The following is a 16622-nucleotide window of genomic DNA, read 5'->3' as shown; positions in this document are numbered from 1 at the left end:
AAATGGCGATACAAGCGATCAAAGAAAATACAAGTCTCACATCAAAAGTTGAGGATATCGTAAAAGAGGATCCAAAAGACAAGAAAAAGAAAGGAGTCCTGAACAAGTCAGTCTCTCTTCCGAAAAAAGTCAATCCGATGGATATCTCACTGACAGCACGACATCTAGCGATCATGTTGAAATCCGGAATGTCTCTTTCTGAAGCCCTCCTAGTTATGGCCGAGCAGGCACCGAGTGAAAAATTGCAGGAGATTTTCACGGAAGTACACAAAGAGGTACACGAAGGTACATCTATGGCAAATGCTCTGAAAAAGTTTCCTAAAGATTTTGACAAGATCATGGTATCGATCATTGATGTTGGTGAGCAGGGTGGTACGCTTGAAAGAAATCTACTCTTTCTTGCGGATTTCTTGAAACAAAATCATGAATTGAACTCCAAAGTAAAGGGTGCATTGATGTATCCTGTCATTGTATTGGTTATCACAGTAGGAGAAATGTTAGGTGTGATGTTCTTCATACTTCCGAAGCTAGAAGATCTTTTCTCGTCATTTGGTGATAATCTCCCTCCTACAACCGCACTGATGATGAATGTTTCGAGGTTTGTACGAGAGAATGTTTTGATGGGTGTTATAGTTGTTGTTGTGCTGACATTAGTTTCCAAAGTCTTGCTCAAGACTAAAAAAGGTTTGGAATTCAAGGATAATCTTCAATTAAAGATCCCGATCATCAAAAATTTGAACAAGTATCATATTTTGACAAACTTTTCCCGAACCTTGGGTATCTTGCTCGAAAGTGGTATTCCGATCGTTGCCTCACTAGGTATTGCAAAGGAAGTATCTTCAAATCGAGCATATGAGGTGATATTGGCAGATATCCATGAAAGAGTAGAGGGTGGTGCAAGTTTATCTGAGTCTTTAGGCAAATATCCTGACTTTTTTCCTGCGACATATGTCAAAATGATCGAGGTAGGGGAGGAAACAGGCTCATTAGAGGAGAATCTAATGTATCTATACGAATTCAATGCAGAACAGGTAGGAGATATGAGTGGTAATCTTGCAACATTACTTGAACCACTACTCCTCGTATTTATTGGTGCGATGATAGGTTTGTTGGCTATATTGATCATATTACCAATTTATCAGTTAACTGGCAGTATTAATGAAGGCGTTTAATAGACATGGTGCATTTACATATGTTGAAGTGGTGGTCGTGCTTGGGATGTTTGCCATAGCAGCGTATTTTATGGTCCCACTATCTCTTTCAGGACTTAGTTCGACGAGGGTCAGTCAACCAGCTTCAGATGTGACCTCCTTGATCTTTTCAACTCAACAGGATTCGTTTACTCAAAAAGACGGATCTGCACACGGTATCAGATTCAATTCTTCTGATTATGATGTGTTTATTGGTGCCTCGTATGCAACTGCAACATATTGGGATACATTTGAACTTAAGAATACCGTAACATTTACAGATATCGATCTAACTGATATTGCAACATTGACACCAACAAACGAGTTAGTTTTTGACAGAGGAAGTATGAAACCAAATGCATATGGTACTATCTCTCTATCTGATGGGTCGCATACATACACCGTAGTAATTAATCAAGAAGGTTTAGTTTATTATGAATGATCTAAACATGAAGAAATACCCCGCATTTAGTCTCCTTGAGATCCTGCTGGCTTTAACTATATTTGTGTTCATAATAGGATCCGTTTCGATATTTTCGATAGATGCTGTAATGTACGCAAAAAATGAACAGAGATTGGTTAGTGCTAACAACCAGATGACCCAACTATTAAGTGCGGTTGTGGATTTTAAAAATCTGTCTTGGTCGGAGTTTTCAGCTGAAGCAGATGGCACAGATAAGTACTTCACTAGGAGTGGGGCAGTCTTTAGTATCACTGATGGAACACAGGTGGTAGATGGGGTAACCCGCTACTTTTCTGCTAATCCTGTCTATCGAGATGATACAGGTAATATCGTAACTACAGGAGGAGTACTTGATCCGTTTACGATCAAGGTTACTGCAACAGTTGAATGGACTGATCTATGGGGTGATGCCAAGAGTTCTTCTATAAGCACATATGTAAACAAATGGGATATCCAAAGATGGAGGAATAACACACAAGAACAATTTGATGTGGGAACATACTGGCAAACAGAATCTACACTTGATAATGATGGAGAGGTCAAGCTCGAATTGGTAGTAGATCTACTGCCAAACTGGTGCAATCCTGCACTATCTGCTACATATCATGACATCCCAGGAAATGGTATTGCTAGTACTGTTATTGCGTATGGTGATAAGGCATTTTTAGGAACAGGTGCGAATGCATCAGGTACGGCATTTACAAAAGTAGATATCGATACCACCGAAACTGAGCCAGTAATAAATGTTTTGGGGTCATGGGATAACGGTAAAGTTAACATGCTCTTTAATGATGGAGATTATACATATATGGCTTCCGATACAAACTCACAGGAAGTACGGATCTTGGATCATTCTGATACACCGTATTCGGTAGTTGGTTATGTAGATGCCCCTGGTTCAACCGATGGTATGGCGATCTACAAGATCGGAAATGTTGGATTACTCGGTCAAGGTAGGGTGCTGGTTGTTTTTGATGCCTCTTCTCCGATAGGATCAAGGAGTGTACTGGATACCATAACACTAGGTGGTAGCTCTTCATCTATTACCACATTAGTTGCTATTGGGGATTTTGTATATGTTGGTATGCAGTCTGATACATATGAGGTTTACGAAGTGAATATATCAGATCCAAACGATGTTATACAGACTGGTAGGCTATCAGTAAACAGTATGAATACAACTGATCTATATGTTACGGAGGATCAGACACGACTATTCCTGCTGACAACGCACAATGGAAGTGAAGATGAATTGTTTTTAGTGAATCTGACAAACCGATTAAACAAGGCTCCGATAATCAATTCTTTAAACCTGGATACCATGTCTACAACAAGCGCTGCGATAGTGGAAGAAGATATGATTATGATCATTGCCGGTTCATCACTTGGTGGACAAGATAACTACCGTGTGTTCCAGTACAATGACGAGCAAAATATAGTTGATTGTGGTGGGCTATATGTCGAAGACCCAATTAGTGACATAGATGCCACTACGATATACGATCCAGTTTGGGATAAGACTAATTATTATACATATGCATTAACTTCTGACAATAGTAAAGAATTTCAAATAGTTCGAGGTGATGAAGGGGAATTAGGAGGATTAGGATTTGGGTATCGTGCAAATGGTACTTACGAATCTCTCATATATGATTCGGTAGCTCTTTCGCCAGACTATCTGTACTTTAATTGGATCGAAGTTTTACCGGAGGGGACAGATATACAATTACAGATACGTTCTGCTAGTAGCGAAGCTGCAGTTGCAGAAGCAACCTGGGTCGGTCCAGATGGTACTGCAGGTACATACTATACGGATCCCTCATATGCAGAGATCCCGACATTACATGATGGTAATAGATATATACAATTTATCGCATATTTAAGTACAGAAAATCCCGATTACACTCCAGAGTTACACAAGATAGATATATTTTACGAGGAATAGAGATGTTAGCTGATGATAATTCTAGAAAACGGTATTCAGGAGTCTTACTTATCGAATCAGTAGTATATCTGGGTCTTTTTGCACTACTTTTTTTGGCATTGATCCAGTTCTACTTCACGATAGGCTCCTCAAACCAGCGTTCAACTGCAAATCTGTTATTGCAACGAACTAGGATATTCTTAGCAGAACATACTGAGGAAACTATCCGAGATTCATTAAGCTTCGACATCCTCTCCTCAAAACTCGATGATGATAGCGGGATATTACGTTTTGAAACCACTACGGGTTATAAAGAGTATTATCTGGAAAATGGTATTTTGAAGATCACTGATGGTGTAGACATATTCCCACTCACTCCGCCAAATACATTAGTGACACGTTTCCGTGGAGAAGTTGCTGAAGATTCGGGTTCGAATATGTACTATTTGGAGATCTATATCGATCTCCAAAATCAGGACCTTCCTACTGTGACACAGGATCTAAATTTCTTCTATATCACTCCATAATATGAAGAAGATAAAGTCGGCAATAACTAAATATCGTGGAAGTGTTGCTCTTCCCACTGTTATACTCATCTCGTCTATACTACTTATCAGCGGGATAAATGTAGTACTTTTAAGTATTGATATCCGCAAAGCATCCAAGAGCTACTATCTATACACAGAAGCCAGACTAAATGCGCAGTCTTGCCTTGAAGAAGGAATTGCCATATTGAAGTTTGATCCAGATTATGTAGGAAGTATTGAAATATCTGAGGATACAGTGGTTTGTGATGGGTCTGTGACGAATATAGGAGGAGATCCTACTCTAAAGGAACTTATCGTTTCTAGTACTTTTGAGAACTCGGTCTATCAGATGACCTATGAGGTCAATGTCGCTGATTATCCAGTAGTTGTGACGAGAGTCAATTGAACTGCCTACTTACTTCCTCAGCAATGAGATCAAGCAAAAACTCTGCAACTAAAGTCTCCAAGCTGGAAAGTTATTCTTCTGAATGAATATCAAGGGTGTATGTATTGAGTTTTGCTATTTATCCACCTTTGAATCCGACTTCGCTTTTATAGGTGTCCTTTTCACCACCAAAGATCTCTCTTGCGAGAAACAGATATCTCTTATCGTATTTGATCACCTGGGTCGGATAAAGATAGTTGTCCAGTAATCTCAAGGATCTGTCAAGAACGATACTTCTGCCTTCTGTACTCACACCAAAACCCAACATACTTCCCGATACTCTCAAACCATCTCGGATCTCTGCCGTTATGTCTACCTCGGGAATCTTGATCGCCCCATCAGATATGATAAAAGCGTTCAAGGTATCGTATCTTGGAGGGGACCCAGTACTGGATAGATACTGACCTGCACTCACGATCACATCTCCTGTCACCAGTATGATACAGCCGTTTGTTTGATCTCCTGCGGGTAAAAGTATATCTCCGTTGATAGTTAAGGATCCACCATATACAATAAGAGCTGTTTTACGATCACAGGTAAGATTTCCATTGATCGTCAGATTCCCTGTACGTCTGATGACACACTTTTTATCTGTATCACAACCCTGGGTACTTACATTTCCAGAGAGAGTTGCATTTCCGTATGCAAGTTCTTGATACTCATCAGGATATATTCCGAGTTTGTAATCCAGAAGATCATTCAAGTAGTCGATCCAGTAACCAGCATCGTTATTATCATCTGAGTAGAAACGATTTCCAAAGGCGTATGTTTGATTGTATTTCTTGATAAATCTATCATCAGCAGTTGTAACTCCTGTCCCTAGCCATTCGGTGGATAAGTCGACTGTTTCTTTTTTAAAGTCGAATGGTGAAGATGTACTGATATCAGGTGCTATATTACCAGTATCTGCATAGCTTGTAACAACAATCTCTGGTGAACTGAATGAATACACAAGTCCTCCCATAGTGGCGATCCATGGAAGATCAAGCTGTTCGTTCATTATAAATGTGTTAGCGTTGCATGCTCTGTCCTGTGTGTATGCATTGAAGTCAAAAGTCCCTTCATCATTGTCAATTATGTCAATATCTTCTGATCGGCTCACATTATTCTGATTTATGTCGACCATATTCCATAGGAATGGATCCCCAACAGGGGTGTAGAGACCTGCATCATAAGCAGATGCAATTTGTGGGTCTCCTGATGAAATTGCTGTTAGATCACTGATCGGTGATGAAGGGTTATTTGCAGGGGGTACTCCTGTAAAACCTGATTCTGCAAAGACTCTATTGACACCAGAATCTGCATCACTGGCAGACCAATTGATACGCATAACTCGTGCTGTCTGTACAACTGGAGTTCCTACTTGGATCTCCGGATACCTTAGATCAACAATAGAGCGACCAAGCTTGTGGTGTGCACTTCTGTTATTTACATTTACGATACTCTCTCCCGGGAGATCTATGGTTCTATCTTCACCCGGAGCAATTGTCCTATGACCGACTATGTCACGGACATAGTAGATCTGATTATACGAGCCATTCCAATGATACGATCCGTCATCAAGAAATTCGATGACATAATTCATAAATACCCTGTCGCCATTTCTTTCATAAGCCACGTAGGTAGCAGATCTCCAATCTGTCGAACCCTTCATGCGTGTGATATGTCCACCACCATAAACTTCGATATCATTCTGTAGGTAGTAGATGTCGACAGGAACTCCTGAACTTGGCATCGTTTGATTGGATAGCAGTGTCGCTTGTTCCCAATTGTGTCCATCGTTCAGTTTCATACACTGTGTATTTGCGTTTCCAATAGGTTCCAAACTTCTATCTGCACGATAACAAAAAGTACCTGTATCTGGATTGATATCTCTCAAGGCAAATACATTTGGAGTACCGTAGTGGGTTTTTCCGAAACTTGCTCGCATCTCCCAATGCCCTTGTCCCACAAAGTTAGGATCGGGATCGAGTAATGCTGAGTCCGAAGCTAGGTCTATATGTAGTAGGTTAATGTCTGACGAACCATCAGGGTCAGAAACTGTCATCTGATAGGTGTACGGGTTATTGTCCTGACACTGATAACCATTGTCTGAATCAATTGATGTACCTATGTAGATGGTACTGTTCTGTGATACTGCATCGATAGAAGGTGGATTGTTGAAAATACTTCCACGACAATTCCCTCCATCACAGGTACCGGATGGGAATGGAGGTCCCCAAGTACCAGATCCGTTGTTCCAAGCAAGGTTTGTCGTACAGAACTGATCAGAAATATTATCAACAACATTGGTTGTGAAAATAAATCCATATCGAGTAATAGCTTGTTGGAGATCTGAGGGATTTGTTTGTGATGTGATGTTGTAGTTATTGATCAATTGCTGAAGAGTTGTGTTTACGGTGTATGTTGAAGTGTCATATTGTGGCCCTATACAAACCCAAGAAGCATTGTCCCCCGGAGTGGAGTAAAATGCTAGAGATTGGTTTCTCACTGCATAACAAAGATCAAGCATCCCGGGAGGACCGTACGAATCATTTTCGCCAGCTGTAAAGCTCAATGTAAGTGGAGCGTTTAGATCTATTCCTACTAGATCACCTGCAACTCTACCACCAGCAATATCAAGATCCACACAATACGGTCGATCATTAGCCGGAAATGTCATTGTTGCGGTGGTTGATGGTGTGTCACAAGATGTGTCTACATTATGTATCTCTACCCTGAAAGTAACTGTTGTGCCAGGCCAATTTGGACCTATATAATCCAATGAGCATGTTTCAACAGAGCTTGAGCTGTCGGGGACCTTTGCAGAAGATCCGTTACCTATGGCCTCTAGGCAATGTTCGGTCACATCTGTTCCGTTTGCATAGATCTTAGAATACCCAGCACCAGAGTATCCACTTCTTTCACAAGAATTGTTATTACATGTCGTCTGTCCTTGGTCCTTTCCCCAGTTTGAAACTGTCCATTGGATCACTGATGGATCACCTTGTACTGTATTTGTTATCAGCGGTTGTGCTGGGTCGATACATGATGGTGTACACGAACACTGATTTCCTCCTCCTCCTCCACATCCTCCATTACTGTTATCACAACAATTCATACAATCACTCGGAATATCGTTTACACGACAATAGCCAACATCATTCGGATATACATTCCATTGTCCATTTACAATACAACTACAAGGGTTGGTAGAAGTTCCCGTTTCAGATGTGCCAGGTGAGCACTCGTAAGCAGCATTTGTTGGGGTCGGAGTCCTCAAGAACATCCCTAAAGAGAAGATCATCAGTATGATCGTTGTACAAGCGAGATATGTCCTCTGTTTGTATATCATTGAGGTCGTTCACAAGTAAGATTAACAGTTTGCTCTTTATCAATCAAACCATATTGGAATCCGATCTGACAACCTCCTGAAATAGAATCTTGGAAGGTGTTCCATTGAACAGTTTGTATAGCTACAGGTGGAGTGACCTCAACCCCATCGAAATCAAGTATCTCTGGTATCCCGTTGGTACAGGTCGGATACATCATAGAGAGATCGATCTGTTTTCGTACCCCATCACAAAGATATTCGGTGAGTTGACCCGGTACTCTTAGCACGAAGCCATAGTAACCAAATGAATCACTTGAATCAGGCATAATTAGCTCATATCTATCCTGATCCAATAGATATATCGAGAGACTGGAATCCTGGATCGCTGGATTCATAGGCAATGAAGATATAATGCTTTCAGATCCATACACCCATAAAAGACCGAGAAGTAGTAATAAACCGATCAGAAGATCGATCGTCATAATGATCATGATCTTGGGGGATAGTTGTTTGATCTCGAGTTTCATCTGATCGTCACATTAGATATTATTGGCTCTTGATCAAGGACATTTTCATCATTGATAGGATCATATGTATTGAAGATCTCAATAAGTGTACCTGGAACGATATCATCAAGGACACAAGATTCACATACGCAATCTATTGGTTCCACACACCTGATACTAAGAGATCCTGTATCAGGAAGTCTTACACTTACTGCCTGGCTATCTCCTTTCACGATCCGTAGTACAGAACCCTCTTTTGATTCAACAAAACCTTGAAGTATCACTGTGGCACCATAACTTATGCCGTCGCTTCTAAATGGAATACTTTCGTTATCTAGATCAATACGCTGTTTACCTAGTATCTTGCTTGTGATGATCGGAGATCGATCGGTGAATTCTGAAAAGCTTGAATTTACAAGATTGTGTTGGTATAGGAATCTAAGTACAACAAACCCAACTACAAGAAAAACTACCGGTAAGACATATAATCCCGATCTCACAAGATACATCAACCTCCTTTGTCTATCTGGTAAAGGTTTGTTTGTTGTTTTTTGTTTTTGACTATTACTGTCCATTACCTCCCTGATCAATCTTTGTAGGATCAATATTGTCTATGGGGGCACCAGTTTGTGGCACCCGATGAGCTTGAGTTCCATGCTTGTCGTAGTATCTGATCGCAGATTCAAGTTCTGTATCGTGACCTTTCTTATCATGAGCTGCTTCGTTCAGCGTAATTCCATCCTGCCAAGCTTGAAAAGCTTCCATTACTGCTTGCATACCTGCTGTAGTCATCATTGGATGTGAATGTATCCCACCTCCCATTGTGATTATGAAGTCTATTGTGCCTACAGTATCTATGAATTCAGGTAGTAATACTGGATTCATACCTCCTGATGCGATAGGAGACATCCTGTTCATCACTCTCCAATCAGCACCGAACTGAAGTGTATGTCCCTCGACCTTCATGGCATCTTTACGCATATTGCTAAGTTCATGTGCACCAGCATCCCAAAGACTCTTTTCGGCTCTGATCATTGTTTGTACGTCATCATCTTCATTAGGTATTTTGCTCCATATCTGGTCAAAATAGGAACCTTTTGATTCTAGTCTTAGAGCCTGTTGCATAGCCTCTACATCTTCTGTTGAATCACCATCCATCTTGCCAACCCCAGCAGTACCAGTATGTATACCTGAAGCACCGGCTAATCGTGCCATTTTGGTCAATACTGGCACTGAGAAACCAAATGGATTTTCTTTTCGGGTAAATGCACCGTGTCCTGCTCTGTGGAAATGTATGAAGACGTCAGGGTATTTTCTCCTCAAGGTCTGCACGGCCATCCAACCTGCTGTGATCCCGTCGATCAGGAAAGCATAACTGCCTGGATTCATGATCTTTTGAATATAGTCAGCTCTCTTTATCATCGTTTCATAATCAGATGAAGAGACATTGAAAGAGTGTACCTTAGTATGTCCTGTCTTATCTTCTGCCATATCCATCGCATGTCGTACAGAATCAACCATTTGTGTGAACGGTGCGAAATCTTGATCGGCTTGTGGTTCATCATTTTTCACAAAATCACCACTCCCAACCCAAAAGTCATGACATAGTTCAGCGTACTCGGTTGCTGTAAGTCCGATCTTTGGTTTGATAATAGTACCCAGAATAGGCCTGTCATAAACATTAAGATACTTTCTCATATCATCGAGGTTAGTGCTTGGCCCGTCATACTTGGTGAGCATCTGAGAAGGGAACTGTACATCCATCAGTTTACAACCAGCAAGATTACCCATCCCATAAATATTCCCTGCTATAAATGTCATAATGTTTTGAATATTTCCTCCAGAATCGAAGATCCTCCAAGGATAGGCAATATATGCCATATGATTCTCTTCATCAAGCTCGTAAACGAGAGCATCCATCGTCATGGAGAATGGAGTGGCTGATCCGACCTTTAGGTTAGAGCCTGTGCTTGATTCTGCGGCCACTTCTGTTGCTGCATCAGCCAATGTAACTCCACCATAGGGTATGATCTTGTATGCAGCAAGCATGTACTGTCCGTTAAATACATCTCGATTTCCAAGTGATAAATATTGTTCTTGCATAGGGCAGATTGTAAAAAGTCATATACTTAGATTGATTCTTCTTAATATTATCAAATTGTAACCACGAATGAAAATACTTTGATATCCTTATAGTATGTGATCTGGTATGTTCTGCGCCAAATTGCTGTAATATCGTATTACTATCTGTTAATATTTAAGGAGAGCCTTTGTAGATCATTATTGTAACCATGGAACCATTACTGCCTATAGCACTTTTCATATTAAGCATGGCTGCACTTGTAAAAGCGGCGGATATTTTTATTGGATCATCAGAGCAGATAGGTCGTCATTTAGGGATCCCGAGTTTTGTATTGGGTGTGACTGTAGTGTCTTTTGGCACTTCACTTCCTGAGATCTCATCAGCCATCTACGCCTCGATAAGTGGTAATTCGCAGGTGGTTTTCGGTAGTGCGGTAGGTAGCAATCTTACTAATATACTCTTGATACTCGGTTTAGCCGCGATCGTAGCAAAGAACCTTTCGGTAAAATACGATCTCCTTCATGTCGACCTTCCGATCTTCATAGGTGCAACATTTCTTGTAGTTCTCAGTGCACAGGATGGATCGATCTCAAAGTATGAGTCTTTGCTAATGATATTTGGACTTGTTGTGTACATTCTCTACGCTATCCATGTGAGATCCAGCAGCACTTCTGCTCATCAAAGGCTTGAGATAGAAGCAAAACATCGATCACGTAAGGAACAGCTTGGGGCGATGACCTTTGTGAAGATAGCACTAGGTATAGTTTTACTAGTTCTAGCATCGAAGTATGTTGTTGATTCAATAGTTGATATTTCGACTATGTTAGGAGTACCTTCAGATATGATAGCTATAACAGCATTTTCATTGGGAACATCTCTCCCAGAGCTTATGATAATCCTTACTTCACTGAAGAAAGGATTAAGAGAGGTTGTGGTGGGAAATATCATGGGATCTAGTATCTTCAATCTTTTTGGAGCTATAGGGATACCGGCACTTCTTGGAGATGTTACCGTCTCGCATGAGACATATTATTTGATAGCACCGATACTTGTTGCGACGGGGCTTTTGTATTTTTTTATCACACAAGAGCGACAGATAACACAATGGGAAGGTTTGCTTCTTCTAATTTTTTACCTGTTCTTTCTTGGGCAGGTTATTACTTCTGCTGTAGCAATATAAGACCTACAGTTATTAATACATATAATGGAAACCAAAGATAAACAGAAAAAAAAGAATAGATCAAAGTTCGATCCCACATCATCATATGTAGTCGAAACAGCCTCTGACCAATCATACAACGGCGTGATCGGTTCTACCAAAGAATCGATTCTGGAACTGATCGATAAGGTCGATCGCACGGCAAAGAGAAAGAGGGAGTTAAAGGAGTTAGGATTAGAAGAAGACTTTAACCCAAAGGAGACGTATGTTTTTAAGAGTCAAAAACAGGGTATCAGAACTTGGAAAGACTTTCTCCTCGTATATTTTATGATGATTCTTTCTATATCGGCATTTGTTTCTATTTTGGTCTACTTTGGGTATTTAGAAAATCCTCTACTCAAATTCATACACGATCCGTCTGTAACTCCCCGTCAAATAGTTGCCATCCAACCATTTGCAGATGATGACCTCCCTAATTTCAATGCTCCAAGGACCATTGAGTTAATCGAACCTACACAAGGAGAGATGCTTACTGGTAAATTTGTCGCAACAGGTAGTGCTACAGCATCGTTTCTAGCTGTGAAAATAGAAGTTTATGATGATCGTGGTATCCGTCTTGGGGAAAGCACCGGAGGATTAACAGGGATCGAACCAGATCTTCGTTCTTGGACAACTCCGATAAACTTACAAAATTCACCTAGCACAACAGAAGGATACATCTTAGTATTTCCGATCTCTGAGGGAGTTGATTCAGACCTCACACTCAAGATACCTATAAGATTCGCCATCTCAAGTGCCCCCAAGATCTCAATGATCGGTCCTATCCGCGATCAGATCAGCAATGACACAACAGTCATCTTTCGTGGGACTACGGAATATGAGGGACCTTTGAGATTGGTACTCACAGGTGAGATAGGCAATGAGATAGGTGAGTACGTTCTGCCTGTCGAGGATGGAAAGATAGATACCGCAATAGTCATCGGTAGTATTGCGGGGTTAGAAAGCAGTTTTGGGAACTGGAGAATATATGATGAGGGGAATATTTTGCTAGAGATCCCTGTTCGATTTCAGCCAATGTGATAATAATACCCCAACTTTGTTCATCAGTTTTACAGACTACAAAGCTTAGAGCTTTGATCGTGCAGATACGGTACCGAATATAGTGCAACAGGCATACATATACTTCTTCAGTTTCGAGTCATTTACCTAGATACAATAGCACCACTATCCATCAGTATCTTTCTTTGTGCAAACTTCGCTATCTGATTTGAATGTGTCACCATGACGATAGTAGTTCCCATCTTTCGATTGATCTCCATCAGGAGTTCCATGATCTGATCAGCGGTTTTAGTATCAAGATTTCCCGTAGGTTCATCAGCCCATATAACCTCTGGTTCGTTGACCAAGGCACGAGCGATCGTCACTCTTTGACGTTGCCCACCAGAAAGCTCAGAGGGTTTATGATCCAATCTATCACCCAATCCGACTAGATCAAGTAATTCCTTTGCCCTTATTCGGGAGCTTTTCGGTTCTCGTCTGGTGATCAGTAGTGGCAATTCGACATTCTCCAAGGATGAAAGAACCGGTATGAGATTAAAGGTTTGAAAAACAAAACCCATCTTTTCAGCACGATATTTAGTCCGCACACTGTCTTTCATATTTGCTATGTTCTTACCTGCGATAAATACATCACCTCTTGTGGGAATATCTATACCCGAAGCGCAGTTGAGTAGGGTAGTCTTTCCAGAACCGGATTCACCCATTATTGCTACTACCTCGCCTTTTTCTATCTCTATAGATACACCACGCAGTGCGTTTACTTCATTATCGTCGCCTTCATTGTATATCTTCCAGAGATCGGTAGTTCTCAGGGTGAATATTCGCTTCTTTTTTGTACTATTATTTCTGGTCTTTTTCTGTTTTTTCATAATTTCCTAAATAAAGTTTATATGATCATTCTGGGTAATTAGTTGCTTCTACAGGATGCAATCTGGCAGCCTTGATCGCAGGCCATGCTGTAAAAATAACTGTCCCTATATAGATAACTAAACCGATCAAGAATGTTTCCATATATGGAAGATTTACCTCAAAGCCTTCAAAATCCCCTGTAACCGTTGTAATAAGTGTGTTGCCACCAATGAGTCCTGTGACAGAACCTATTGTTATACCAGCCAATCCGATCAAACTTGACTCGATCAGAAAAGCATTTAGGATCATACCCCTGCTAAAGCCTAAACTTCGAAGCATACCGATCTGCTGACGACGTTCATTTACAGACCTGAGCATGATAATACTAAGCCCAGCTAAACCTACTAATAATGCAAAGCTAAGAAATCCTTGCATAAGATAGATGAACTGTTTGATAAATGCTTGAAATGTCGTGATGACTTCTTCGGCAATGACGAGATTGAACTCCCCTTCTTTTGCGATCTCATCCTTTATTGATGCATATGATGCTGGGTCAACATTTTCGATCAAGCTGAATAGTATCGTATCTGATGAGCCACCCAGTTCCTCTGTACTGATAGGGAATCCTTTTGCAGATAAGACAATGTCACCGTATGGAAGTCTACTTCCGAATTCAGAATCAACCTTTGCTAAGACCGTGCGTGTGATCTTCTGTTCTGAAGGGGGTATTACAAAAGAGATCTTGTCACCAACCTGCCATTTAGGGAAGAAAGGTAGATCGATACCGTATTTCCCACTAAGAATTACCCAATCATCAGGTTCATTCTTCATTTTCTCCCAAACTTGGTCATCTGTGATGTTCTGATAGGTTTCGCCGAATTTGAACTGTGTCGATCCAAGATATTCGTCTGATGCTAGATATAAATTCTCAACATATGAAGTTATCTCATCTCCTAGTATTGGAGGCCCCATCTCCATGGACAAGGACTGTACCTGCTCATCAGGAAAGACAGCCTTTACAGTTTTTCCAGTGATCACAAGGACGGTGTTTGGATCGTTTTTTAATACTGTTTCCACGGAACCAATATTTTCAGGAGTTGTTATAAGTACGATCCCATCGTATGAACCAAGTACAGAGTCCTTACCTCGCTCAAGTGCTAGGTCGAGTGAGCTTCGTTGGATACTGATGAATGTAATGAGAAACAGTATCACAGCATAGATAGTTAAGGTGATCCCCGTCCTAGTCGGTCTAAATGCAGGGTATTTTACAGCGACTGTGACGGTGGCAATGAACCTTCGCATAGGTCGAAATATGAATTGTATGAAGAATGTGAGTATCCCGAGGTTGTACGAAACAAATACAACACTTCCGATAACGATACCTAGTCCCACAAAGAAGAAGAACACGGGATTTTCCTGTAAGCTCTCTACGTATGTATCGTTTGATGTTACATACAGTGAATAGATCGTGATAGATAGACTGCTGATACTGACGATCAGTCGGTTTAGTAGTCGTTCTGTTCGTGAATGAGATATTTGTTGGATCATCCTTGTAATGAGCAACATCGCACCGATGATCGTGAGGATTATTCCCATGTATTGAAGTGAACCTTCAATATTCATACCTTCGGATGCATTTTCTTGGAGTTTCCCGGCATAGGAATACATCGTTACACCAATAATTACTAAAATCATCCGATAAGACCATCTGATCAGTGATTTAAATTTCGTCTCTAACTTCTCTTCAGGGATGTCACGGATCGCTGAAACGATATTTACATTACTTATAAAGTAACTAGCCATTAGTGTCGTGATGAAAGTGAACAAGAAACCCGCAGAGAAAGATACAAGAAGACTGTTAGTTGTCACGTCAAATAAGATCTGTGCATTTACGCCAAAAATCGAAAGGAATTGTCCTAAGATCTGTGAGATGATCATCACGATCAGGTAACCGATCCCAATACCTACAACCATCCCTGCCAATGATGATAAAGAAGCATAGATCATCCCTTCATATAAAAATGCTTTGATCAGATCTGCACGGCTAAGTCCAATAGCTCGCAATATCCCCATCTCAGATTTTCTTTCTTCTGCAAGCATAAGGAAAATGTTTACTATCAACAATGCACCAGCAAATGCTCCAAAAATACTCATTGCAGTAAATATCACGTCTGTACCATTGCCTGTGACTCTCTGCTGTAAAGTATCTTTCTGCTCAATGACCTCGTAACTACCTTCGCGTAGGTTTGCATCAACTACGGCATCTTCGATCTCACTTGTGAATTGGTCAGGATCATAAGAGTCGTCAGGTAGTATTCCTCCTACATGGGATACATATAATGTATTTGCCGAATCAGGTAGAAGGTTTAGTAACATCTGAATATCGTGCTTATTAACGATCAGATGACCAGCCTGTGAAGGACCTGTGACCCCTGACCCTTTGATCAATTCCTGAACCTCGACCTGTAGTTCACTACCTGTAACATATACAGACAGCAGATCGCCTTTCTTGATATCTAATGATCGCGCAAGATCTTGGGTGATATAGGCTTTGCCACTCTCTGGTTCTCTGATCGCCTCATTAAGAGATGGATCATCACCAAAATTGTTCAATATCTCCCAATTAGCTGCTGAGAGTTTGACATTGCTTTTTAGGCTAAGTTTCTCTCCGTTGACTACTTTCTGTAGAGATACTTCGTAAACATTCAGATCGGCTACATCATCCACAGAATCTAATTTACGTAATTCTTTTTCTAATCGATTCAACTCAGCACGATTGAAGCCAGTAGGAATTTGTGATCTGACCGTTGCATCCACTTCTCCGAGAGAGTCTTCTAATGCTGAGCGAGAAGTATATTGGAAGGAGTCGTTTATCACCTGTGATCCGGTGATAAGTGCTGTACCGACAAGAGATCCGATTATCAGTAGGAGGGTTGTAGATTTTCTTTTGAATGCATTTCGCAATCCCATAGACCAGAGAATGCGATTTCTGGTGATCGAAAAGACAGTAAGCAAGAAGCTTAGTACTGTAAGAATTATCGCTACTGTAGGTAGATCTAGTTGAGGTTTCATCGCAGGGTGATTGTAGCATGGGTTGTCTATAC

Annotated in this window: 13 protein-coding genes; 7 read left to right on the top strand and 6 right to left on the bottom strand. The window is 40.8% G+C overall.

Features of this window, described 5'->3' with window-relative positions:
* The first annotated feature begins 2 nt into the window (after positions 1-2).
* Genes H6763_02360 through H6763_02340 form a run of 5 tightly spaced genes read left to right on the top strand, consistent with a single transcriptional unit; the run spans position 3 to position 4510 of the window.
* Positions 3-1172, top strand: a complete 1170-nt coding sequence (locus H6763_02360) for a type II secretion system F family protein (protein MCB9803650.1) — start codon at positions 3-5, stop codon at positions 1170-1172.
* The gene (locus H6763_02355; GenBank protein ID MCB9803649.1) at positions 1159-1632 is read left to right on the top strand and encodes a type II secretion system protein; all 474 of its coding nucleotides are present in this window, start codon (positions 1159-1161) and stop codon (positions 1630-1632) included. Before H6763_02360 ends, H6763_02355 begins: the two co-directional genes overlap by 14 nt.
* Positions 1625-3598: a hypothetical protein gene (locus tag H6763_02350; protein MCB9803648.1), complete on the top strand. Its 1974-nt coding sequence runs from the start codon at positions 1625-1627 to the stop codon at positions 3596-3598. Before H6763_02355 ends, H6763_02350 begins: the two co-directional genes overlap by 8 nt.
* A 2-nt stretch (positions 3599-3600) precedes the next feature.
* Positions 3601-4104: a hypothetical protein gene (locus H6763_02345; protein ID MCB9803647.1), complete on the top strand. Its 504-nt coding sequence runs from the start codon at positions 3601-3603 to the stop codon at positions 4102-4104.
* Between the two features lies 1 nt (position 4105).
* Positions 4106-4510: a hypothetical protein gene (locus H6763_02340; protein MCB9803646.1), complete on the top strand. Its 405-nt coding sequence runs from the start codon at positions 4106-4108 to the stop codon at positions 4508-4510.
* A gap of 118 nt (positions 4511-4628) precedes the next feature.
* Here the strand turns inward: H6763_02340 and H6763_02335 are convergent, their stop codons facing one another.
* The 4 genes from H6763_02335 to H6763_02320 are packed head-to-tail and all read right to left on the bottom strand — an operon-like array spanning position 4629 to position 10471.
* Entirely contained in the window at positions 4629-7883 is a 3255-nt protein-coding gene (locus tag H6763_02335; GenBank protein MCB9803645.1) for a hypothetical protein, read from the bottom strand.
* Positions 7880-8389 carry a hypothetical protein gene (locus H6763_02330; protein MCB9803644.1) on the bottom strand — a complete coding sequence of 170 codons (510 nt, stop codon included), beginning with the start codon at positions 8387-8389 and terminating at the stop codon, positions 7880-7882. The genes H6763_02335 and H6763_02330 overlap by 4 nt, the downstream gene beginning before the upstream one ends.
* Positions 8386-8943: a hypothetical protein gene (locus tag H6763_02325; GenBank protein MCB9803643.1), complete on the bottom strand. Its 558-nt coding sequence runs from the start codon at positions 8941-8943 to the stop codon at positions 8386-8388. The genes H6763_02330 and H6763_02325 overlap by 4 nt, the downstream gene beginning before the upstream one ends.
* Positions 8933-10471: a ribulose-bisphosphate carboxylase gene (locus H6763_02320; protein MCB9803642.1), complete on the bottom strand. Its 1539-nt coding sequence runs from the start codon at positions 10469-10471 to the stop codon at positions 8933-8935. The genes H6763_02325 and H6763_02320 overlap by 11 nt, the downstream gene beginning before the upstream one ends.
* Before the next feature lie 188 nt (positions 10472-10659).
* On the opposite strand from H6763_02320, the gene H6763_02315 reads away from it, so the two are divergent.
* Both H6763_02315 and H6763_02310 read left to right on the top strand, forming a co-directional pair.
* Positions 10660-11631 (top strand): calcium/sodium antiporter, encoded by a 972-nt coding sequence (locus H6763_02315; GenBank protein ID MCB9803641.1) that lies wholly within the window; start codon positions 10660-10662, stop codon positions 11629-11631.
* A 24-nt stretch (positions 11632-11655) separates the two neighbouring features.
* Positions 11656-12690 carry a hypothetical protein gene (locus tag H6763_02310; protein ID MCB9803640.1) on the top strand — a complete coding sequence of 345 codons (1035 nt, stop codon included), beginning with the start codon at positions 11656-11658 and terminating at the stop codon, positions 12688-12690.
* 122 nt (positions 12691-12812) lie between these two features.
* On the opposite strand, the gene H6763_02305 is transcribed toward H6763_02310, so the two are convergent.
* Together H6763_02305 and H6763_02300 are read right to left on the bottom strand one after the other, a co-directional pair.
* Positions 12813-13538 (bottom strand): ABC transporter ATP-binding protein, encoded by a 726-nt coding sequence (locus tag H6763_02305; GenBank protein MCB9803639.1) that lies wholly within the window; start codon positions 13536-13538, stop codon positions 12813-12815.
* 25 nt (positions 13539-13563) lie between these two features.
* On the bottom strand, positions 13564-16590 hold the full coding sequence (locus H6763_02300) for an FtsX-like permease family protein (protein MCB9803638.1): 3027 nt from the start codon (positions 16588-16590) through the stop codon (positions 13564-13566).
* Between the last annotated feature and the right edge of the window lie 32 nt (positions 16591-16622).

Source organism: Candidatus Nomurabacteria bacterium (assembly GCA_020632395.1).
Lineage (GTDB): Bacteria > Patescibacteriota > Dojkabacteria > SC72 > JAHDCA01 > JACKFQ01.
Note: the sequence above shows the minus strand (reverse complement) of the source record. Positions and strands in the feature narration are given on the sequence as shown.